This is a genomic window from Blautia faecis (assembly GCF_020554845.1).
Lineage (GTDB): Bacteria > Bacillota > Clostridia > Lachnospirales > Lachnospiraceae > Blautia_A > Blautia_A faecis.
The window spans coordinates 22404-43636 of sequence record NZ_JAJCIA010000034.1; the positions used below are offsets into that span (position 1 = coordinate 22404).

Annotated in this window: 18 protein-coding genes; 16 read left to right on the forward strand and 2 right to left on the reverse strand. The window is 43.1% G+C overall.

Features of this window, described 5'->3' with window-relative positions; translation table 11 throughout:
- The first annotated feature begins 10 nt into the window (after nucleotides 1-10).
- From LIZ66_RS20130 to LIZ66_RS14635, 7 genes are all read left to right on the forward strand, one after another.
- Nucleotides 11-97 (forward strand): DUF6783 domain-containing protein, encoded by an 87-nt coding sequence (locus LIZ66_RS20130; RefSeq protein WP_368370244.1) that lies wholly within the window; start codon nucleotides 11-13, stop codon nucleotides 95-97.
- 44 nt (nucleotides 98-141) lie between these two features.
- The gene (rfbC, locus tag LIZ66_RS14610) at nucleotides 142-696 is read left to right on the forward strand and encodes a dTDP-4-dehydrorhamnose 3,5-epimerase (RefSeq protein ID WP_118579668.1); all 555 of its coding nucleotides are present in this window, start codon (nucleotides 142-144) and stop codon (nucleotides 694-696) included.
- A gap of 10 nt (nucleotides 697-706) precedes the next feature.
- Nucleotides 707-1522 (forward strand): ABC transporter permease, encoded by an 816-nt coding sequence (locus LIZ66_RS14615; protein WP_173773102.1) that lies wholly within the window; start codon nucleotides 707-709, stop codon nucleotides 1520-1522.
- Between the two features lie 118 nt (nucleotides 1523-1640).
- Nucleotides 1641-2894, forward strand: a complete 1254-nt coding sequence (locus tag LIZ66_RS14620) for an ABC transporter ATP-binding protein (protein ID WP_226837934.1) — start codon at nucleotides 1641-1643, stop codon at nucleotides 2892-2894.
- A gap of 6 nt (nucleotides 2895-2900) precedes the next feature.
- On the forward strand, nucleotides 2901-3830 hold the full coding sequence (locus LIZ66_RS14625) for a class I SAM-dependent DNA methyltransferase (protein ID WP_148461728.1): 930 nt from the start codon (nucleotides 2901-2903) through the stop codon (nucleotides 3828-3830).
- Nucleotides 3827-5062 (forward strand): hypothetical protein, encoded by a 1236-nt coding sequence (locus LIZ66_RS14630; protein WP_173734903.1) that lies wholly within the window; start codon nucleotides 3827-3829, stop codon nucleotides 5060-5062. Before LIZ66_RS14625 ends, LIZ66_RS14630 begins: the two co-directional genes overlap by 4 nt.
- Nucleotide 5063: 1 nt before the next feature.
- Complete coding sequence (locus LIZ66_RS14635) at nucleotides 5064-7538, forward strand: glycosyltransferase family 2 protein (protein ID WP_227200954.1); 2475 nt, start codon at nucleotides 5064-5066, stop codon at nucleotides 7536-7538.
- 63 nt (nucleotides 7539-7601) lie between these two features.
- Here the strand turns inward: LIZ66_RS14635 and LIZ66_RS14640 are convergent, their stop codons facing one another.
- Complete coding sequence (locus tag LIZ66_RS14640; RefSeq protein ID WP_118579657.1) at nucleotides 7602-8855, reverse strand: D-alanyl-D-alanine carboxypeptidase family protein; 1254 nt, start codon at nucleotides 8853-8855, stop codon at nucleotides 7602-7604.
- Nucleotides 8856-9117: 262 nt separating this feature from the next.
- Here LIZ66_RS14640 and LIZ66_RS14645 point away from each other — a divergent pair, with 262 nt between their 5' ends.
- The 9 genes from LIZ66_RS14645 (at nucleotide 9118) to LIZ66_RS14685 (ending at nucleotide 20695) form a co-directional block, all read left to right on the forward strand.
- Nucleotides 9118-10986: a glycosyltransferase family 2 protein gene (locus tag LIZ66_RS14645; RefSeq protein WP_195590142.1), complete on the forward strand. Its 1869-nt coding sequence runs from the start codon at nucleotides 9118-9120 to the stop codon at nucleotides 10984-10986.
- Between the two features lie 9 nt (nucleotides 10987-10995).
- Nucleotides 10996-11952, forward strand: a complete 957-nt coding sequence (locus LIZ66_RS14650) for a glycosyltransferase family 2 protein (protein WP_195699133.1) — start codon at nucleotides 10996-10998, stop codon at nucleotides 11950-11952.
- Nucleotides 11953-12180: 228 nt separating this feature from the next.
- A complete protein-coding gene (locus LIZ66_RS14655) occupies nucleotides 12181-13584 on the forward strand; it encodes an undecaprenyl-phosphate glucose phosphotransferase (protein WP_173734901.1) in 1404 nt (467 codons plus the stop codon).
- A gap of 14 nt (nucleotides 13585-13598) precedes the next feature.
- Complete coding sequence (locus tag LIZ66_RS14660) at nucleotides 13599-15011, forward strand: LCP family protein (protein WP_118579654.1); 1413 nt, start codon at nucleotides 13599-13601, stop codon at nucleotides 15009-15011.
- Nucleotides 15012-15164: 153 nt separating this feature from the next.
- On the forward strand, nucleotides 15165-16085 hold the full coding sequence (locus LIZ66_RS14665) for a glycosyltransferase family 2 protein (protein WP_118579651.1): 921 nt from the start codon (nucleotides 15165-15167) through the stop codon (nucleotides 16083-16085).
- Nucleotides 16086-16301: 216 nt separating this feature from the next.
- Nucleotides 16302-17987, forward strand: a complete 1686-nt coding sequence (locus tag LIZ66_RS14670; RefSeq protein ID WP_173734900.1) for a S1C family serine protease — start codon at nucleotides 16302-16304, stop codon at nucleotides 17985-17987.
- A gap of 164 nt (nucleotides 17988-18151) precedes the next feature.
- Nucleotides 18152-19585 carry an ATP-dependent Clp protease ATP-binding subunit ClpX gene (gene clpX, locus LIZ66_RS14675; RefSeq protein WP_118579648.1) on the forward strand — a complete coding sequence of 478 codons (1434 nt, stop codon included), beginning with the start codon at nucleotides 18152-18154 and terminating at the stop codon, nucleotides 19583-19585.
- 107 nt (nucleotides 19586-19692) lie between these two features.
- The gene (locus LIZ66_RS14680) at nucleotides 19693-20217 is read left to right on the forward strand and encodes a zinc ribbon domain-containing protein (protein WP_148461720.1); all 525 of its coding nucleotides are present in this window, start codon (nucleotides 19693-19695) and stop codon (nucleotides 20215-20217) included.
- 13 nt (nucleotides 20218-20230) lie between these two features.
- Nucleotides 20231-20695 carry a signal peptidase II gene (locus tag LIZ66_RS14685; protein ID WP_178090597.1) on the forward strand — a complete coding sequence of 155 codons (465 nt, stop codon included), beginning with the start codon at nucleotides 20231-20233 and terminating at the stop codon, nucleotides 20693-20695.
- A 37-nt stretch (nucleotides 20696-20732) separates the two neighbouring features.
- On the opposite strand, the gene LIZ66_RS14690 is transcribed toward LIZ66_RS14685, so the two are convergent.
- A complete protein-coding gene (locus tag LIZ66_RS14690; protein ID WP_118579639.1) occupies nucleotides 20733-20981 on the reverse strand; it encodes a helix-turn-helix domain-containing protein in 249 nt (82 codons plus the stop codon).
- Nucleotides 20982-21233 lie beyond the last annotated feature (252 nt).

The following is a 21233-nucleotide window of genomic DNA, read 5'->3' on the forward strand; positions in this document are numbered from 1 at the left end:
ATATTAGAGCGTGTTTGAAAAATCTCCCATAAATTGTGACACACATCTTGCAGAAAAACTTTTTCAAACATGCTTTAAGAAGTCGATAAGACTGTAAATTTGACTGAATATAAAATGAAAGATAAATAAGGAGAAAAGAAAATGGGAAAAATTAAAGTAACAAATTGTGATGATATTGAAGGATTAAAAGTAATTGAGCCAACCGTATTTGGAGATTCCAGAGGTTATTTTATGGAGACTTACAATTACAATGACTTCAAAGAGGCAGGAATTGACGTAGAATTCGTACAGGATAATCAGTCCAGCTCACGTTATGGTGTTCTTCGCGGTCTCCATTTCCAGCTTCATTATCCACAGGACAAACTTGTCCGCGTAGTAAACGGAGAAGTGTTTGATGTGGCTGTAGATTTAAGAGAGGGCTCCAAAACTTATGGAAAATGGTACGGAGTTGTTCTTTCAGCAGAGAATAAGAAACAGTTTTTTATTCCGAAAGGATTTGCACATGGCTTCCTGGTTCTTTCTGAGAATGCGGAGTTTACTTATAAATGCTCCGATTTTTATCATCCAAACGATGAGGGCGGTCTGATCTGGAATGATCCGGACATCAATGTACAGTGGCCGATTCCGGAAGGTATGGAGCTGATCTTCTCTGACAAGGATCAGAAATGGGGCAGCTTTAAGGAACTTAACAGATAGGAGACTGTAAATGCTTAAGTCTATTTTTTCCCTGCCGGCGGATTTATATAAAAACCGCCGGCTGGTTATGAAACTGGCAAAAAATGATTTCAAGACCCGATATGCAGGTTCTTATTTTGGAACCTTCTGGGCTTTCGTTCAGCCGGTGGTAACAATTCTGGTATACTGGTTTGTATTTTCAGTGGGGTTCCGGTCCAACACAGATGAACTGGGAGTCCCTTTTGTGCTTTATCTGGTAGCTGGTATTGTGCCCTGGTTTTTCTTTTCTGATGCGCTTTCCGGAGGTACCAATTCGCTTCTGGAATACAATTACCTTGTAAAAAAGGTAGTATTCAACATTAGCGTCCTTCCGGTGGTAAAAATAATTTCTGCTTTATTTGTACATGGCTTTTTTGTACTTCTGGCAATTATTCTTTATATATGTAACGGAAGATTTCCAGACTGGTACTACCTTCAGATATTGTATTATAGTGCATGCGTCTTTTTCCTTGTTCTGGGACTTTGCTATGCTACCAGTGCAATAGCAGTCCTTTTCCGCGATCTGAACCAGATTATTGGTATCGGATTACAGGTTGGAGTATGGTTGACTCCTATTATGTGGGTGTCAGAGAGCATGATCGGTGCCAACAGCCTTCTATACAAAATTCTTCAGCTGAATCCTGTATTTTATATTGTATCAGGATATCGTGACGCATTTATTATCAAGCGCTGGTTCTTCGAAAGACCAGTCTGGACATTATATTTCTGGATATTTGCCATTTGCTGCTTCCTGTTTGGAAACTGGATCTTTAAGCGGCTTCGGGTTCATTTTGCAGATGTTCTGTAAATAGGAGAAAAGCAGTTATGAATCGAAATGTATTCAGCGAAGAAGGCATGTTCGATGAAGTACAGAACTGTAGAGGAACTGAGCAGTTACAAAGCGGATAGAAAAGAAAGGAAACAACGTGGAAAGTAAAAACGCCATTGAAATAAGAAATTTGTCCAAGATGTATAAGCTCTATAACAGACCACTGGACCGCCTGAAGGATTCTCTGGGGCTTAGTCGTAAGAAGCTGTATAAAGAGCATTATGCACTTAAGGATGTTAGTTTTGATATTGGAGAAGGAGAATGCGTTGGTATTATTGGAACAAACGGCTCCGGAAAATCCACTATTCTGAAAATTATTACCGGTGTACTGGCTCCTACAGCCGGAACCGTAACCGTAAATGGAAGAATTTCGGCTCTTCTGGAACTGGGAGCCGGATTTAATCCGGAATATTCTGGTATGGAAAATATTTTCCTGAATGGTACCATGTTAGGTTTTTCCGAAGAAGAAATCAACGCAAGGCTGGATGAAATCCTCAGTTTTGCTGATATTGGTGATTTTATCCATCAGCCGGTAAAGACCTACTCCAGTGGTATGTTTGTACGCCTGGCCTTTGCTGTGGCTATCAACATAGATCCGGAGATCCTGGTAGTGGATGAAGCACTTTCTGTAGGTGATGTATTTTTTCAGGCGAAATGCTATCATAAGTTCGAGGAATTTAAGAAACAGGGCAAAACTATTTTGTTTGTAAGTCACGACCTGGGAAGCATTTCCAAATACTGCGATCGTGTTATTCTTTTGAATCAGGGTGTCATGCTGGACGAGGGCACGCCTAAAGCTATGGTAGACATGTATAAGCAGCTTTTGGTACATCAGGATCCGGTGAAACAGGCAGAAGGCTCAGAGACAAAGAAAGAAGACTGGAAACAGGGATTCCTTGTGAACCCGAACACATTGGAGTATGGGGAAAAACAGGCTGAGATCACAGACTTCGTTGTAATGGATTCCAAGAGCCTTCAGACCAACACGATCGAGAAGGGGTCTAAATTTCAGATTAAAATGCGCATTCATTTTCATGAAAGCATTCAGCAGCCTATTATGGCTTTCACATTCAAGAATATTCAGGGAACTGAGATCACAGGAACCAACACTATGTATGAAGGTGTGAATGTGGAACACACAGACGCAGGGGATGAGTGTGTAGTGGTTTTTGAGCAGAAAATGGATATGCAGGGTGGGGAATATCTTCTCTCCTTTGGCTGTACCGGCTATCGGAATGGAGATTTTACCGTATTCCATCGTTTATATGATGCATGCAACATAACTGTGGTTTCTTCCAAAAATACAGTTGGATTCTACGATATGAATTCCAAAGTGTGGATAGAGGAATAATAAAATATGCAGGAAAAAATCGGAAACGTAACATTAGATTATGAATATTACCCAGGCGAGGATCTGTACAGTGATGGTCCTGTGGAAGAAGAACTTCTGGAAATTGCGAAAAATTATCAGGAGAAGGAACTAAACCAGTTGATCTATGAGCGAAACAGCTGGCCGGTCCTTTATCATTTTTCACATATTCGCCAGAATATTCTGGAGTGGCTTCCTATCACAAAAGAACAGAAGGTTCTGGAAATCGGGTCCGGATGTGGACCGATCACAGGAGTTCTCGCGCGAAAAGCCAAAAGTGTCACCTGTATCGATCTGTCAAAAATGCGCAGCACCATCAATGCATATCGAAATCGCGAATGTGATAATGTGAAAATTATGGTAGGAAATTTTCAGGATGTGGAGAGTAGCCTTACTGAGAAATATGATTACATTACCCTGATCGGTGTGTTTGAATATTCCCAGGGCTATATCGGGACAGCACAGCCTTATGTGGAAATGCTCCGACGCATTGCCCGCCATCTGGCACTGGGAGGCAGAATCGTGATCGCGATTGAGAACCGACTTGGCCTGAAATACTGGGCCGGCTGCACCGAAGATCATGTGGGAAAATATTTTGAAGGACTGGAGAACTATCCGGATACCAGAAGTGTGCGGACTTTTTCCAGAAAGGAACTGTCTGATATTATTGACCAGGCTGGTGAATTTAAGACCACTTTCTATTATCCATATCCGGATTATAAATTCCCGATGACTATTTATTCAGACAAGCGTCTGCCGAAGAAAGGCGAGCTTCGGGATAATTTCTGCAATTTTGACCGTAACAGAATACAATTGTTCAATGAGGGAAAAGTATACGATTCCCTCACTGATGCAGGACTTTTTCAGGAATTTTCCAATTCATTCCTGGTGATTGTGGAAAGGAAGGAAAACAAATGAAAGAGATTATTTTCAGTAAATATTCCAATGAAAGAAGCCGTTCCTTCGCAATTCGCACTGACATTGTGGAAGAAGATGGGAAAAGATGGCTGGAGAAAAAATGGCTGTATCCGGAAGGAAAAGAACATGTTCTTCGCATGAAAAAATGGAATCAGAAGCTTGATCAGATGTATGGGGAAGTTCCGTTTCTGAGCAACAAGTGCGAGATAGGCGAAGACTGTGCTTATTTTGAGTATCTGGAACAGGAGAATCTTGCAGAATATCTGGATGATCTGCTGGGAAAGGGAGAAAAGGAAAAAGCTGAGAAAATTTTTACGGAATATCTGGAAAACGTACAGAAGCTTCACAGCAAAAAGCCGTTCACAATAACTGAGGAATTCAAAAATGTTTTCGGTGATGTGCCTATGCCTGGCGGACTGACATGTACAGATGTTACGAATATTGATATGATCTGTGACAATGTTGTAATGACCCGTCCATATACACTTCTGGACTATGAATGGACATTTGAGTTTCCTGTTCCCTGTGAATTTGTACTGTATCGGATCATCCATTACTATATACAGACGCATAAAGTGCGTGAAGTGCTGAATGCAGCCGGATTTTATGAGAAATTTGGTATTTCAGAAGTGATGAGAACCAGTTTTTCCAGAATGGAAAGCGGTTTTCAGGTATATATCACAGGCACGCATGTTCCTATGAGGGAGATGTATGCCACAATGACTCCAGGGGTGGAATATTTGTCCCTGAGTAATCTGGGACCGCTGCAGGTATATTTCGCGGAACAAAGAGGTATGTATTCCGAAGCAAGTTCTGTAAAAAGGCCTATTATGGCCGGAAAGGTAAAATGCACCTTGAATCTGCCGAAAAGCTGCAGGTTTATAAGAATTGATCCAGGTGATCATCCGTGTACGGTACATCTTGCAGCAATCCGCTTTGACAGGATGCCTGCTTCCATGGATGGGGTTCTGACACCCGATGGAACAATCTGCGGCAGCTGGGCCTTCCTTTCACGGTTTGATCCCTGCATTGTAGATATAGAGGTTCCGGAAGGTGCTAAGAATCTTACACTGAACCTGGAGATTGATGAGGCAAAAGAAGATATGCTGAATGAGATCCGTGCCCTTGAGGTGAGAAGCCACAGTCTTAAAGGAGTGCTTGGAGAGCGGGCGAGAGAAGCAGTGGACCGTCTGAAAAATGGTCGGGAATCTTCTGCAAAGAAAGGAAAGTAGAATGAATCAAAAGGTAATGCTGGTTGAAAAAGAACGGTTTCTTTTGAATGATAATTGCAAATATATGATCACAGGAAGGGTTTCAAAGGAAGCAGATATAGAGTGTTATCTGGATGGTATCCGCCTTCCTTCTGAGGCAAACCTGATTACTGTGATGACCGGATTTATGAGGGCTGTGGAGACGAAAAATCCAGGAGGCAAATGGGTGGAGGTACTAGTTACCCTGCCTGAAAATCTGCAGAATTACAAAAAACTTGAGGTATACGCTGTTAACGGAAAGGAGCGTTTCCTCTGGTATAAGATGAAAACTCCGGATCTTATGAGAAAACAGGGAAAACCTCAGCTTTTTGTTGATGGGGAATCTATAGTCAGAGAGCAGAAGAAGGTGATACTTGCCGGCTGGGCAGTAGGAACTACACCTGTTTCCCTGCAGGTATATGACGAAAATAAAAAGCCTGTGAAAATAACCCTGAAGCGGAATACCCGAATGGACGTGGCTGAAATGTTTCGGGAATGCGAAGTGAATAAGGATTGCGGATTCCATATCCAGGCAGAAAATGTATCTGGAAAGAAGGCTTATCTTGTTGCAAAGGATGAGAACGGAAAAAAGGCAGTCTACCAGATTGGTATTTCAAAGGGCGAACGCTTTAAGGCAAAAGCCAGCCTTTATTCGAAAAAGGCAATGGAGAATTATCGTTCCAATGGTATTCATACTGTGATCCGGAAGTCTCTGATCAAGCTGGAAGCGTTGAGCAAGGGAGACGGTCTTTACCAGACCTGGCTGAAGGAGAACAGGGTTACTAAGAAAGAACTGAATCAGCAGAGAAAGACTGTTTTTCAGGAGAACATTAAGTTTAGCCTTGTGGTTCCTCTCTATAAGACGGATAAGTATCTTTTGAAGGCTCTTGTGGATTCTGTGCTGGCGCAGACATACAGCAACTGGGAACTTTGTCTTTCAGATGGAAGCGGAGCAGATTCTCCAATCCGCAGTATTCTGGAAGAGTATCAGAAAAAGGATCCAAGGATCAAAGTTGTTTTCAATGACAAACAGCTGCAGATTTCAGACAATACAAATGCTGCTATTGGAATTGCCACTGGAAATTATATTGCATTTGCAGATCATGATGATACCCTGGCAGAGGAAGCTTTTTATCAGATGGCAAAGGAGATCTCACAGCATCCGGAGGCGGATCTTATTTATTCTGATGAGGATATTATTGATATAAGAGGAAATCGGCTTTTCCCTCATTTTAAGCCAGATTTTAACCCTGATTATCTGTGCTGCGTAAATTATATCTGCCATCTGGTGGTTGTAAAGAGAACGCTTCTCGACCGAACAGGGCTTCTGCGGCCAGAATATGACGGTTCTCAGGACTTTGATTTTCTGCTTCGCTGCACGGAGCATACAGACAGTGAGAAAATCCGCCATATTCCCAAAATTCTGTATCACTGGAGAAGCCATGAGGGTTCCACAGCGGGAAATCCGGATGACAAGCCATATGCAGTGATCGCAGGAGAAAAGGCACTTGCAGGGCATTATGAGCGCATGGGAATTAAGGCAGAGGTGGAATACACTGGATGCCCGGTCGTTTTCAGAACCCATTTTGTTATAGAGGGTGACCCGAAGGTATCCATTCTGATTCCGAATAAGGATCATACAGAGGATCTGAATAAATGTGTGACTTCCATTCTGGAGAAGAGCACCTGGAAAAATATCCAGATTATCGTAATTGAGAATAACAGTGAGAAGGAAGAGACCTTCCACTATTATGAGGAACTTGAGAAGCGGTATCCTCAGGCAAAAGTGGTTACATGGGATGGTCCCTTCAACTATTCAGCAATCAACAATTTTGGTGCAAAATATGCGGATGGAGATTATTTACTTCTGTTGAATAATGATACAGAGGTTATTACTCCAGAGTGGCTGGAGAACATGATGGGCTATTGCCAGAGAGAGGATGTGGGCATTGTAGGTGCCAAGCTCCTTTACCCGGATAATACGGTTCAGCATGCTGGTGTCGTGGTAGGAATCGCAGGTTTTGCAGGACATATTCTTACCGGATATGACAGATATGCCACAGGATATTTGTGGAGACTGGCAACTACACAGGATGAGAGCGCAGTAACAGGTGCCTGTCTGATGGTGAAGCGAAGCGTTTTTGAGGAGCTTCATGGTCTGGATGAAAGCTTTGCAGTGGGACTGAATGATATTGATTTCTGTCTTAGGGCAAGGGCACTTGGTAAACTGGTCGTATTTACTCCGGAGGCATGCCTGTACCATTATGAATCTAAGTCACGTGGACTGGAGAATACACCGGAGAAGAAGGCGCGTCTTCAGAAAGAGGTGGATCATTTCCGGGAACGTTACAGAGATTTTCTGAAAAAAGGTGATCCGTATTACAATCCGAATCTGAGTATTGTGAGAGGGGATTGTGCATTCAGGATGGCGTATGAGAAGAAGGATGAAATAGTTTGATGCAGAACTAAGATAAAAACCCAGTCGGGAGAGGAAGATACCCTGTCCCGACTGGGTTTTTTATTAGGATTTTACAATTTTCACGATCCTCCAGATCAAAAGAATCAGAAGAAGTAAGAATACACCGGCAATTACAAAATACGGAATTTCAGTGTGATTATCGGAGTAGTCCTTGGCCGCCTGCATGTGCTGCTGACCTTCCTGGACGGAGGCAGTATCATCAGACTGAACAACTTCAAGGACTGCAGATCCCACAGAAGTGCCGTTAAAAAGGTAGGTGCGGTCAATCTGGTCGCCGTTCTGGGAATCTTCTGTGGTAAGGCTATCGGCACCGGTGCCGGCTGGAACTACTACATCACCGCCGGAGATAATGCTGAAATCGCTGTCTCCAAGGGATAAAGTTACAAACTGATCGAATCCATAATTGAGAATAGAGGCTGCATCAGGAGCTGTCTGACCGGAAGCACCTTTCAGGACTACGCTGATCAGAGTCATGCCATTTCGCTGGGCTGCACATACCAGTGTACTTCCAGAGGCTTCCGTATAACCTTCCTTACCGCCGATACATCCTTCGTAAAATCCGGTGCTGCCAGTATCTGTCATGGTGAATTTGCTGGTCAGGTTACGGGCTGCCGCTTTATTGGTGGCAGGGATCGTGTAACTGGTGGCTGCTGCGATGGTTCTGAAAGACTCATTCTGGATGGCGGCCTGCATGATCAGCGCCATGTCGTGGGCCGTAGTGTGCTGGTTGTCATCCGGAAGTCCGGTGGGATTCGTGAATACGGTATTGGTACATCCAAGCTCCTGCGCTCTGGTATTCATCTGCTGGACAAAGCCGTCTACAGAACCGCCTACATGCTCTGCAATCTGCAGTGCAATATCATTGGCAGAGGCAACCATAATGGCATACAGGCACTGCTCTACAGTGAAAACCTCATCAACCTGTGAGGAAATACTGGCACCGCCGTCTGTGACACCAGAAACTCCGGTGGCGGTCATGGTAACCTCATCTGTGAGCTGTGTATTCTCAAGAGCCAGAAGACAGGTCATGATCTTGACTGTACTTCCGGGGAAAAGTACTTCGTCTGCATTCTTGGAATAGAGAATGGTATTGGTGGTATTCTCCATGACTACAGCCGCTTCAGAAGAAATATCGGAAGCCTGGGGCCATCCGGAAATGGAATTGGTAGATATGGTACCTGATGCTTCAACTGCTGCACTCTGGTCTGCCTCTTCTGCAGATATGGGAACCTGGAAAAGAAGAGATGCAAAAAGACCAAGAGCCAGAAAAACTGAGGTTATCTTTCGCTTTTTCATAGTATAATGAACTCCTGTATTAAAATAAGGGTATCTGCAGTGATGTCTGAGAACAACATCGTAACACTCTTTCTGACAGTGCAGATACAATTCTGTTGCAAGTATAACATATAGTATATTTTTCCTGTAAAATAGAAAAATATAATACAAATATAATCATATCCTAAAATGTGGTTCAATTCAACCTTTCTTTTACAGCTTCCTTGCAAAATTGTTTCTTCAATGTTAAAATAGGGTCATTATAAAAGCAAAGGATTTTAATATGAGCGATAAAAACGGATCAGAGGGACGGATCCAGTGGTCTCGTTTCTTCAAAAAATTATCTCCTTACATGATCCAGAAGGGACTTTTATATCTGAAGCATTATGGTCCCAGGGAGTTCTGGATACGGCTGCACGAGCGATTTGAGCCGGAGGAGATCCCTTATGGTCCCTGGTACGCGGCATATGTGCCGGACCAGACGGTCCTTGACAAACAAAGAAAGAAAAAATTTGCTTACGCACCTCTTATCAGCGTGGTAGTTCCGGCTTATCGTACTCCGGAATTATTTTTGCGGCAGATGATCGATTCACTGGAAGCACAGACCTATGAGGACTGGGAGCTTTGCATTGCCAATGGAAGTCCGGAAGATCAGTCCATGAGAAAAGTGCTGGAAGAATACAGCAGCAGGGACAGGAGAGTACGCTGGCAGGAGCTCACTGAGAATAAAGGGATTGCAGAGAACACCAATGCTGCATTTGCCATGGCAAAGGGAGAATTTGTGGGGCTTCTGGATCATGATGATCTTCTTGCGCCAAATGCTCTTTACGAGGTTGTGAATGCACTGAACCAGCATGAGCACGGGGATGCAGTATACACAGATGAGGATAAGGTGACTGCTGAACTGGATGAGCATTTTCAGCCGCACCTGAAGCCAGATTTTAATATTGATCTGCTTCGTTCCAATAACTATATTTGTCACTTTTTTGTTGTGCGGCGGCAGCTTGTAGAAGAAGTGGGCGGATTCCGCAGGGAATTTGACGGAGCACAGGACTATGATTTTATTTTCCGTTGTGTGGAAAAAGCCAGGGAAGTGGTGCATGTACCGGAGATTTTGTACCATTGGCGTACCCACAAGGCATCTACTGCTGATAATCCTGCAAGTAAGATGTACGCTTTTGAAGCAGGCAAACGCGCTATCGAGGCACATCTTGAAAGGACTGGAGTAAAAGGCACTGTAAGCCATACTCCTGATCTTGGATTTTACAGAGTGAAATACCCGGTACAGGGACATCCGCTTGTTTCCATTATCATTCCCAATAAAGACGAGAAGGAAACTCTGGAGAAATGCCTAGAATCTATTAAGAAGAACACACTCTACGACAATTATGAGATCATTATCGTGGAGAATAACAGCACTACAGATGAGATTTTTGATTATTACAGGAAGATTTCAGAGGATCCCAGGATCCATCTGATCTGCTGGAAAAAGGAATTCAACTATTCCGCGATCAACAACTTTGGGGTCAAAAATGCCAGAGGTGAATATCTCCTTTTTCTAAATAATGATGTAACGGTCATTACAGAGGACTGGATGGGAGAAATGCTGGGTGTGTGTCAGCGAAGAGAAGTGGGAGCAGTAGGTGTGAAACTGATCTATCCGGACAATACCATCCAGCACGCAGGCTGTGTGATCGGAATTGGTGGAATTGCAGGTCATATGTTTGTGGATATGCCTGCGGATCGTACCGGATATCTCCACAAGGCGTCTATTTTACAGGATATGAGCGCTGTAACTGCAGCCTGTATGATGATGAAGCGCAGTGCTTTTGAAAAAGTGGGCGGCTTCACAGAAGAACTTGCAGTCGCCTTTAACGATGTGGATCTGTGCCTGAAGACTACGAAAGCAGGTTATCTGGTGGTTTATGATCCTTATGCAAGGCTTTACCATATGGAATCCAAGACCCGCGGAGCAGAGAACAATGAGGTGAAAGTCAGACGTTTCCAGCGGGAAATCGAATATATGAGATGTAACTGGATCGATATTCTGAAGAACGGTGATCCCAATTATAATAAGAATCTTTCCCTGACCAAGTGGAATTATTCTTTAAGACCACTTCCGGGCATGACCGGCAAAAAGGAGGAAGACTAAGAAGACATTATGCAGGAAGTATCAGTCATTATTCCCAATTATAATGGGATGGCATATCTGGAGGGTGTGCTTTCAAGCCTGGAGCAGCAGGCGTTTCAGAATTTTGAGACCATTCTGGTGGACAATGGATCCTCAGATGGAAGCGTTGCCTTTGTAATGGGGAACTTTCCCTGGGTACACATTGTGGAGCTGCCAGATAATTTCGGCTTTTCAAGAGCTGTAAATGAGGGGATTTATGCATCACGGACACCTTATGTGCTCCTTTTGAATAACGATACAGAAGTAGATAAGAATTTTGTGGGAGAAATGCTGGCAGCTATAAAGCGTCATAAGAAGGCATTCTCCTGCAGTGCAAGGATGATCTGTTATCATGACCGGAATAAACTGGATGATGCAGGAAATTATTATTCTGCTCTTGGCTGGGCATATGCCCGGGGCAAAGGAAAGGATATTCATTCCTTTGAGAAGGAAGGGCGGATATTTGCTTCATGCGCCGGCGCAGCTATTTACCGTAAGAAGGTTTTTGAGAAAATCGGATATTTTGATGAAGAGCATTTTGCATATCTGGAAGATATTGATGTGGGCTATCGTGCCAGAATCTTTGGATATGAGAACTGGTATGTGCCAACTGCACTGGTCTATCATGTGGGCAGCGGAACAAGCGGCTCCAGATACAATCAGTTTAAGACCAGATATTCTTCAAGAAATAATATTTATCTGATCTACAAAAATATGCCAGTTCTTCAGATTATTTTGAATCTTCCTTTTCTGGTGCCGGGCTTTGGCATGAAGATCCTGTTTTTTTTCCAGAAGGGAATGGGCAGGGAGTATGTGGCTGGAATTAAAAATGGATTCCAGATCAGTCACAGAAATAAAAAAGTGAAGTTCCACATGAGAAATCTTGGAAGATATGCAAGAATCCAGCTGGAATTGTGGTGGAATATAATTTACAGATTTATGGTATAAAAAGTTTGTGCAGAAGTGATTCGTTAGTATTTCGTAACTTTTTTTCACATTAATGTATGAAGAATTTATTGCAATTCTGTTTTATCTATTATAAGATAGAGAAAGTCACAGACCAGATAGTGCTTAAAGCGTGAGATGTGGATGAAACGCGCAGCAGGAACAGGTTTGTGAAGGTTGCTGTGAGTGACAGAACCAGCAACATGCGAAGAAGGGCAGAGGTGGCAGAGATTGATTAAAGATAATCAGAAGAACTTCAGTCGGCTCCATGTCGTTATAGATGCCTGTGTAATTACGTTATCTTATATGTTTGCCTGGGCGCTGAGATTTATCGGACCTTTTGCAGCAAATGCAGTCCGGGCCAGAAGCTTCCAGCAGTATATGTCTGCACTGGTATTTATTCTGCCGGCATATATTCTGCTGTATCATGCGTTTTCGCTGTATGAACCAATGCGTATGCAGGGAAGACGTCTTGTGCTGTCTAATATTGTGAAAGCCAATTCTCTTGGTATTCTGATCACTACATTTATTTTGTATACCATTGAAGAAGGCGATATTTCCCGTTCCGTACTGTATATGTTTTACGGAATCTGCATTGTGGCAAGCTGGGGAGCAAGAATGTTCATTTTCTACAGCCTGCGCAAAATGCGAAAGAAAGGACTGAACCAGAAACAGGTAGTACTGGTTGGGTACAGCCGGGCAGCAGAAGAGTATATTGACCGCATTCAGCAGAACCCTCAGTGGGGATATGTGGTAAGAGGCATTCTGGATGACAATATTACTGCAGGTACCATGTATAAAGGCGTCAAGGTGATCGGAAGAATTGCCAATCTAAACGTGATCCTGCCGGAGAACAGGCTTGACGAGATTGCGATTACACTGGGATTAAGTGAATATTACCGACTGGAGGAGATTGTAGCGCTTTGTGAGAAATCAGGAGTGCATACAAAATTTATTCCGGATTATAATAAGATTATTCCTACGAAACCATATACAGAGGATATTCTGGGACTTCCGGTGATCAATATCCGGTATGTTCCTCTTAGTAATACTTTTAATGCCATGATAAAAAGAATAATGGATATCTGTGGCTCCATTATTGGAATCATTGTGGCGTCGCCGATCATGCTGGTACTATGTGCGCTGATAAAGCTCACTTCTCCTGGACCGCTGATCTACCGTCAGGAACGTGTGGGTCTCCATAATCAGACTTTCTGGATGTATAAATTCCGTTCTATGGAGATTCAGCCGGAGGCAGAGGAGAAGAAAGCCTGGACAGTAAAAAATGATCCCAGGGTTACAGCAATCGGCAGATTTATGCGAAGAACCAGCCTTGATGAACTTCCCCAGCTTTTTAATATTTTAAAGGGAGATATGAGTCTGGTAGGGCCAAGACCTGAGAGACCATTTTTTGTGGAAAAGTTCCGTGAAGAGATTCCGAGATATATGGTGAAGCACCAGGTAAGACCCGGGCTGACCGGATGGGCACAGGTAAACGGATACAGAGGTGACACTTCCATCCGCAAGAGGATTGAGTGTGATCTTTACTATATCGAGAACTGGACTGTAGGGCTTGATATCAAGATAATGTTTATGACGATCTTTAAAGGATTCATTAATAAGAATGCGTATTGAGAAAGGAAAGAAAAATGGCAAGACCTGGTAGAAAAAAGAGGACTGCTTTGTTTATTGTGGAAATTATCTGTCTTTTGCTGTTTATTGGCGGATTGTATGTATATGGACAGATTGATTCCAGATTGAACAAGATTGAGACACCTCAGCTGGATGAGAGCAAGATTGTTACGAATGTGACAGCACCACAGATGTCTGGCTATACAACTTATGCACTTTTCGGAATCGACCAGCGTTCCAAGAATGCTGCGCTTGATGCACAGAACAGTGATACCATTATCATTGCAAGTATTAATAATGATACCAAAGAGGTGAAGCTTGCTTCCGTATATCGTGATACTCTTCTGGATATTGGAAATGATACTTATACCAAGGCAAATGCTGCTTACGCATATGGTGGTCCGGAACAGGCCATTTCCATGCTGAATACCATGCTTGACCTGAAAATTACGGATTACGTAACTGTTAATTTTAATGCAATGGTAGCTGCAATAGATGCACTTGGCGGTCTTGATATTCCTCTTTCCTATGCGGAAATGGTGTTTATGAATGACTATTGTATAGAAACTTCCCAGGAGACCGGCAAAAGCTACACGCCAGTAGAACTGCCGGATCCCAAGCCGGAGAACGAGGAGGAAATCCTTGGAACATACCATCTGAATGGTGTACAGTCAGTTTCTTACTGTCGTATCCGTTACACTGCAAGCATGGATATGGGACGTACTGAGCGTCAGCGCCGTGTGATCGGAATGATGGTTGACAAAGCAAAGGCAGCAGGAATTACCACCATTTTCAATATTATGGACGAGGTATTTCCTATGATTTCCACATCCATCACGAAGACTGAGATTCTGAACCTGATTCCGACGCTGATGGGGTATAACATTGCAGATACTACCGGTTTCCCAGCCAAGTACAAATTTGCGGATGTGAAGAAGGCCAGCATGGTTGTTGCAGACACGCTGGAGGATAATGTAAAGGAACTTCATAAGTTTCTGTATGGTGCTGATGAGAATTACCAGCCGTCACAGAACATCGTGGAGGCGAATGCCCGGATCATTGAGCTTGTAGGCGGTGCAGATACCTTGGTTGACCAGTCTCCGATTGCAAGTAATGAAGCAGGAAATTCTTCTGATATTGTATGGCAGGGTGACGGAAGCGGAAACTATGATTACAACGATTATGGTGGAAGCGATTACGACAATAGCTATGATAACAGCTACGACAACAGCTATGATAACAGCTACGACAATAGCTATGACAGCGGAAACGACTATAGTGGAGACGATAGCGGCGATTATAGCGATGGCAGTTATGACAGTGGAAGTGATTCTGGAAGCAGTTACGATAATGGAGGAGACTACAGCGGCGGAGATTATAGTGGAGACAGCTCCGGCGATGGCGGTTTCGAAGATGGAAGCGGATATTGATCAGTAGATAAATATTCCATGATTGAAAATTTAAAGGGACCATCCGAAAGGAAGTGGTCCCTTTTTCGCGAAAAGGATGTGCGCTCTGCCAGCATTGTTACCATATTGCGAAAGTATATTTATTCGTGCAGAACCTGAAAGAGGAGAGATACTATGGAAACAGTTGACGTAATTATTCCTGCATACCGTCCGGGAAAAGAATTTGAGAAGTTGTTGGATTCTCTTTCCACACAGAATTATCCAGTGGAAAAAATTCTTGTTATGAATACAGAAGAGAAATTCTGGAACACGGCCTGGGAGAAAAAATTTCCAAAAGTGGACGTGGTACATTTGAAAAAGGCGGATTTTGACCACGGTGGAACCAGATGCCGGGGAGCAAGACTGTCTGATTCAGATATTATGGTATTTATGACTCAGGATGCAGTTCCGGCAGACAGAAATCTGATTGGAAATCTGATCCGTCCACTGCAGGAAAATTCCAAAGTTGGAGCTGCCTACGCAAGACAGCTGGCTCGGGAGGACTGTGCTTACCTGGAAAAATACACCAGAAGATTTAATTATCCGGAAACTTCTTCTATAAAATGGGAAAAAGATACTGGCATATATGGAATAAAAACTTATTTTTGCTCCAATGTGTGTGCAGCTTATAAGAAAAGTATTTATGAGGAAATTGGCGGTTTTGTAAAAAAAGCTATTTTTAATGAAGACATGATCTATGCAGGAACTATGGCAAAGCGGGGATATGGAATTGCCTATGCTGCAGATGCCTGTGTGATCCATTCACACAATTATTCATGCAGACAGCAGTTTCACCGGAATTTTGATCTGGGTGTTTCCCAGGCAGATCATCCGGAGATTTTTGAGGGAGTACCATCAGAGGGAGAGGGACTTCGCCTTGTGAAAAAGAGCCTGGCTTATCTTATAAAAACAGGGCATATCTGGCTGGTTCCCAAGCTGGCAGGGCAAAGTGGCTTCAAATATATGGGATATTTTCTTGGAAAAAGATATAAAAAGCTGCCGAAAAAGGTGATTTTGTTTTGTACTATGAACCGTGAATATTGGAAAAACGAGTAACTGTTCAGTGTTTTTACAGTTATGCACTTCGTGAATAGGGACTGTGGCTATGAAAGGTGACACTTTTTTTCGTGTCACCTTTTCTTAATGAATCTATCACATTTTCAACACAATTGCTTGCTAAACTTGTATCATAAATAAAAGAAAATGTTACAGAATGCTGCAGATTCCAACGTGAACAGCAGCACTGTTTATGAACATAGAAGGGAGCAGAAAATGAGTGATGAATGGAATTGGGGACAGGAGCCAGAGAAAACGGATGGCAGCTCCCAACAGCCAGAGAATACAGATGAATCCGGATCGGCTGCATCGGATCAGACAGCGGCCCCCGAAGATGAACTGAATGAAAATGTAACTTATCATTACAGATATACCAGCAGCAGAAACTCAGATGGTGCAGGAAGCACAGACAATGGAAATTATTACGCTTCCAGCAATAATTCAGATACTTCCGGAAATTCATCCAAAGACAGCGGTTTTGAGTCCCAATCTTCGGAACCCAGATATGCGCATTATCAGGTTGATGAACAGGAGAAGAAGCCTGAGGAAAAAAAGAAAGGAAGACATCACAGACTTCATAATGATAAGGCAGCATCTTCCGGTTTGGGAAGGAAAGCAGGAAATACTATTACGCTGGCTGTGATTTTTGGTCTGGTGGCAGGTCTGGTATTTCAGGCAGTGAATATGGTGTCGGATAAATATTTTAAGAAAGAAACTCAGACTGCAGTAGGGTCTGCAGAGACACTTACTTCTTCAGCATCTGCCAGTACTACGGCAGAAGAAAGCACAGATGCAGGCGAAGGCATCAATGCAGAAATCGTAGCAAATGAAAAAGGTCCCGTTGCAGGGGTTGCCCAGGCTGCAATGCCCTCAGTCGTGGCAATCACTTCAGTAAGCATGCAGGAAATTCGCAGCTTTTTCGGCTATGGAATGGAATATCCCAGTACAGGAAGCGGTTCTGGTATTATTGTCGGAGAGAATGATGATGAACTTCTCATTGCTACCAACAATCATGTAGTGGAGGGCGCTACTACACTGAGTGTCTGCTTTATCGGAAGTGATGTGGTAAGTGCAGAACAGGAAACTGAGAATTATATAAATGGAAATGGAGACTTGAATATTGATGGTGCAGTTTCCGCAAAGATAAAAGGAACTGACGAGGATACAGACCTTGCGGTGATTGCAGTTGAAAAAAGTGACATTCCGGAAGAAACCATGAGCCAGATTAAAATTGCCCAGCTTGGCAATTCGGATGATCTTGCTGTTGGTGAGCAGGTGGTTGCCATTGGTAATGCACTTGGTTATGGTCAGACTGTAACATCTGGCTGGGTAAGTGCCCTGGATCGCACTGTTCAGTCCGATTCCAATACTTATGAGGAGCTGATCCAGACAGATGCAGCAATTAATCCTGGCAACAGTGGTGGTGCCCTTTTAAATATGCAGGGAGAATTGATTGGAATTAACTGTGCCAAAATTGCATCAAGCAGTATAGAGGGAACCGGATATGCCATTCCGATTTCCAAGGCACAGCCCATTCTGGAAGAACTTATGAATCGTAAGACAAGGGATAAAGTTTCAGATGAGTCACAGATTGGCTATCTGGGAGTTAAATTCGCCGATCTTTCCAGAGAAGCAATCCAGATGTATAATATGCCATCTGGTGCATTTGTTATGGATGTGTATCCGGGAGAGGCAGCAGATAATGCCGGAATCCAGAAAAGTGATATTATTACCAAGCTGGATGGCCAGAAGGTTTCAAGTAAGGCTGATATCAACGATAAGCTTCAGTATTATTCAGCTGGTGAAGAAATCGAAATTGAGGTGGCACGGTTAAATAACGGAGAGTATGAGGAATCGACAGTAACTGTTACATTGAGTGCAAGACCGGATGGTAATCAGTAATATGCAAGGGGAGCTGATAAGGCTCCCCTTTTCACATTTTATAAAAAGTTAATTTCTAAATCAGAGAAAAGTATGGTACAATAAGAAAACAAAAATGATTTTTACATAAGATAGGAAAGACTGCTGGTTAGCCTGATAACAGCAGCAGGAAAGGAAATAATTATATGACTGAACATTTTGACGATGAAAAAGACGAAATCATCGATGGCGATATAACAGAGAAGAACGATGATCACGAAGATGACAGCGATTATGAGAAATTCTGTTTTCTCTGTCATCGTCCGGAGAGCCAGGCAGGCAAAATGATCGAGCTTCCTAACAATATACATATCTGTAATGATTGTATGCAGAAAAGCTTTGACACCATGACCCAGCAGATGAATAACGGACTGAATCTGAACGATCTTCTTAATATGCCTAATGTGAGTATGATCAATCTTGGCAGTATTCAGGATGCAATTCCTCGTCCGAAGAAAGTAAAGAAGAAAAAAGAAGATGCCAGGCCAGAGATTGATCTTAAGAAGATCCCGGCACCACATAAGATCAAGGCAAGCCTTGACGAATATGTAATTGGTCAGGAGAGAGCCAAGAAAGTAATGTCTGTTGCTGTCTATAATCATTATAAGCGTGTGGCTACAGACACTATGGATGAGATTGAGATAGAGAAGTCCAATATGCTGATGATCGGACCTACCGGATGCGGAAAGACCTACCTGGTAAAAACTCTTGCCAGACTTCTGGACGTGCCGCTGGCTATTGCAGATGCTACTTCTCTTACAGAGGCAGGCTATATTGGTGACGATATTGAGAGTGTGATCTCCAAGCTTCTTGCTGCAGCAGATAATGATGTGGAGAAAGCAGAGCATGGGATTGTCTTTATTGATGAGATTGACAAGCTGGCCAAGAAAAAGAACACCAATCAGCGTGATGTAAGCGGTGAAGCGGTTCAGCAGGGACTTTTGAAGCTTCTGGAGGGAAGCGAGGTAGAGGTGCCGGTCGGAGCCAACAGCAAAAATGCCATGGTTCCTATGGTAACGGTAAATACCAGAAATATTCTGTTTATCTGTGGAGGGGCATTCCCGGATCTGGAGAATATTATCAAGGAGAGACTGAATAAGCAGGCATCTATCGGCTTTTACGCAGACCTGAAGGACAAATATGACAATGATCCACATATTCTGGAGAAGGTGACAGTAGATGATATCCGTGCATTTGGTATGATTCCGGAATTTATCGGACGTCTGCCGATTATATATACACTGGACGGACTGAATGAGGATATGTTAGTGCAGATTCTGAAGGAACCGAAGAATGCAATTCTGAAACAATATCAGAAGCTCCTTGCCCTGGATGAGGTGAAGCTGGACTATGAGGAAGATGCGCTTCACGCGATTGCGGCCAAGGCACTGGAGAAACACACTGGAGCCAGAGGTCTTCGCGCCATTCTGGAGGAATATATGCTGGATATCATGTATGAGATTCCGAAAGATGACAGTATTGGACAGGTGATCATTACCAGAGAATATATTGAAGGTACAGGCGGTCCGAGAATCCTGCTTCGCGGACAGGAAATTCCCCTGATCGGGATGGCACAGTAGACAGGGAAACAGGTGTTTCATCATTTTGCAGCTGTTCAGGAGACAGCTTTTAGCCGTAAAAGTACTGAATAGTTACAACACTTTTTATATGAAAGGGAGATGGTATTATGGCACGCGATTTTTTTGACGAGTTAAGTGACACAATTACAAGGACAACCAAGGATCTTGGAAAAAAAGCCGGTCAGCTTTATGAGGCACAGAAGATCAGAAGCAAGATTTCCAGTGAAGAGCAGATGGTACAGAAACTGAAAGCAGACATTGGAAATGTGATCTTTGAGAAGTACAAAGAAGGTGCAGAAGTAGAAGAAGCTCTTAAAGGGTTCTGCGAAGAGATTGAGCAGCATCTGGATATTATTGATGGATATAAGGATGCAGCAGCGGAGATGAAGGGACGGAAAATCTGTCCGGCATGTGGAAAATCTGTAGACAGAAGTGTCTCCTTTTGTCCATATTGTGGCTCTGTATGCCCGACTCCGGAACCGGAGAAAGCTGAGGGTGATGTGGTGGACACTGAGACTGCAGAACCTGTAGAAGAGACAGAAGAGAAGCAGGCAGAGAATGAGGCAGGTACAGAGGAAGAAAAGGTCTCAACAGAAACTGAGGAAAGTGGTCAGGATTTTCCAGGTAAATAAGGAGGCTGCATTTATGCTTTCGCTAACAATTGCCGGCGGAATTTTTCTGTTGGATTATAAGATAAAAGAACATATTGACAGTACCCGCCTTCAGGGAAGCAAAGAAGAAGTACTGGGAGGCAGACTGCTCCTTCGGAACTGTCACAATAAAGATAAGATTCTTGGTAAGGTAAAAATCGGCAGGGAGAATTGCCAGGAGCTTGCAGCAGCTGGTATGGGCTGTGTGGCAGGGGAATACTGGCACCAGCTTCTCCACGGCGGAAATAAGCTTAGCAGAGTCGGTCTTGCCATGATCCTGGGTGGTGGAATGGCCAACTACACAGACCGTCGAAATAAAGGATATGTTACAGATTATGTGAGCCTGAATGTGAAGAAAAAAGAAATTCGTAAGATCGTATTTAATCTGTCTGACGTATGTATTGCTGCAGGTACCATTCTGTGGGCAGCAGGAAATTTATTTTCATATAGGAAAAAATAATCTGAGACAGAAAACAAAAGACACCTGGCACAGTGCGCTAGGTGTCTTTTGTTTTTCTGGAGAGCAGTGAGGGAGGATAAGGCTGCTTTGTATCTGTGCGTTCCAGCAGATAATCTACACTTACATTATAGAAGTCTGCAATTTTGCATAAGACATCAGGAGGGATGATTCTTTCCCCTCGTTCATAACGTGAGTAGGTACGCTGGATCACATTGAGATAGTGAGCCATGTATTTCTGTGTCAGATCATGATCTTCCCGCAGCTCTCTGATTCTTTTGTACGTCATATTTCATTTCTCTGGTGTAAAAGTATAAATAGTATCAGCCGTCAGCCACAGGTGGATAACGGTTGATTTCATTATAGATTGCGGTTCCCTTGGAATAGTTAAAAAGACCAAAATGGACTAAGAACAAATCTATGCCGGAATCCTAAAAGATACAAAAATATATTTTTTAAATTTTTCAAATTTTTTTGAAAATTAGTGTGTCAAGCGTTTTTGAAAATGTCCTAAAATAATTGAAGTATTAGCCCCGGCTTT

Bases quoted from the DNA above. Each gene is read 5' to 3' on its own strand.
- rfbC (WP_118579668.1), top strand. From the start codon at position 142: ATGGGAAAAATTAAAGTAACAAATTGTGATGATATTGAAGGATTAAAA.
- LIZ66_RS14615 (WP_173773102.1), top strand. From the start codon at position 707: ATGCTTAAGTCTATTTTTTCCCTGCCGGCGGATTTATATAAAAACCGC.
- LIZ66_RS14625 (WP_148461728.1), top strand. From the start codon at position 2,901: ATGCAGGAAAAAATCGGAAACGTAACATTAGATTATGAATATTACCCA.
- LIZ66_RS14630 (WP_173734903.1), top strand. From the start codon at position 3,827: ATGAAAGAGATTATTTTCAGTAAATATTCCAATGAAAGAAGCCGTTCC.
- LIZ66_RS14635 (WP_227200954.1), top strand. From the start codon at position 5,064: ATGAATCAAAAGGTAATGCTGGTTGAAAAAGAACGGTTTCTTTTGAAT.
- LIZ66_RS14640 (WP_118579657.1), bottom strand. From the start codon at position 8,855: ATGAAAAAGCGAAAGATAACCTCAGTTTTTCTGGCTCTTGGTCTTTTT.
- LIZ66_RS14645 (WP_195590142.1), top strand. From the start codon at position 9,118: ATGAGCGATAAAAACGGATCAGAGGGACGGATCCAGTGGTCTCGTTTC.
- LIZ66_RS14650 (WP_195699133.1), top strand. From the start codon at position 10,996: ATGCAGGAAGTATCAGTCATTATTCCCAATTATAATGGGATGGCATAT.
- LIZ66_RS14660 (WP_118579654.1), top strand. From the start codon at position 13,599: ATGGCAAGACCTGGTAGAAAAAAGAGGACTGCTTTGTTTATTGTGGAA.
- LIZ66_RS14665 (WP_118579651.1), top strand. From the start codon at position 15,165: ATGGAAACAGTTGACGTAATTATTCCTGCATACCGTCCGGGAAAAGAA.
- LIZ66_RS14670 (WP_173734900.1), top strand. From the start codon at position 16,302: ATGAGTGATGAATGGAATTGGGGACAGGAGCCAGAGAAAACGGATGGC.
- clpX (WP_118579648.1), top strand. From the start codon at position 18,152: ATGACTGAACATTTTGACGATGAAAAAGACGAAATCATCGATGGCGAT.
- LIZ66_RS14680 (WP_148461720.1), top strand. From the start codon at position 19,693: ATGGCACGCGATTTTTTTGACGAGTTAAGTGACACAATTACAAGGACA.
- LIZ66_RS14685 (WP_178090597.1), top strand. From the start codon at position 20,231: ATGCTTTCGCTAACAATTGCCGGCGGAATTTTTCTGTTGGATTATAAG.
- LIZ66_RS14690 (WP_118579639.1), bottom strand. From the start codon at position 20,981: ATGACGTACAAAAGAATCAGAGAGCTGCGGGAAGATCATGATCTGACA.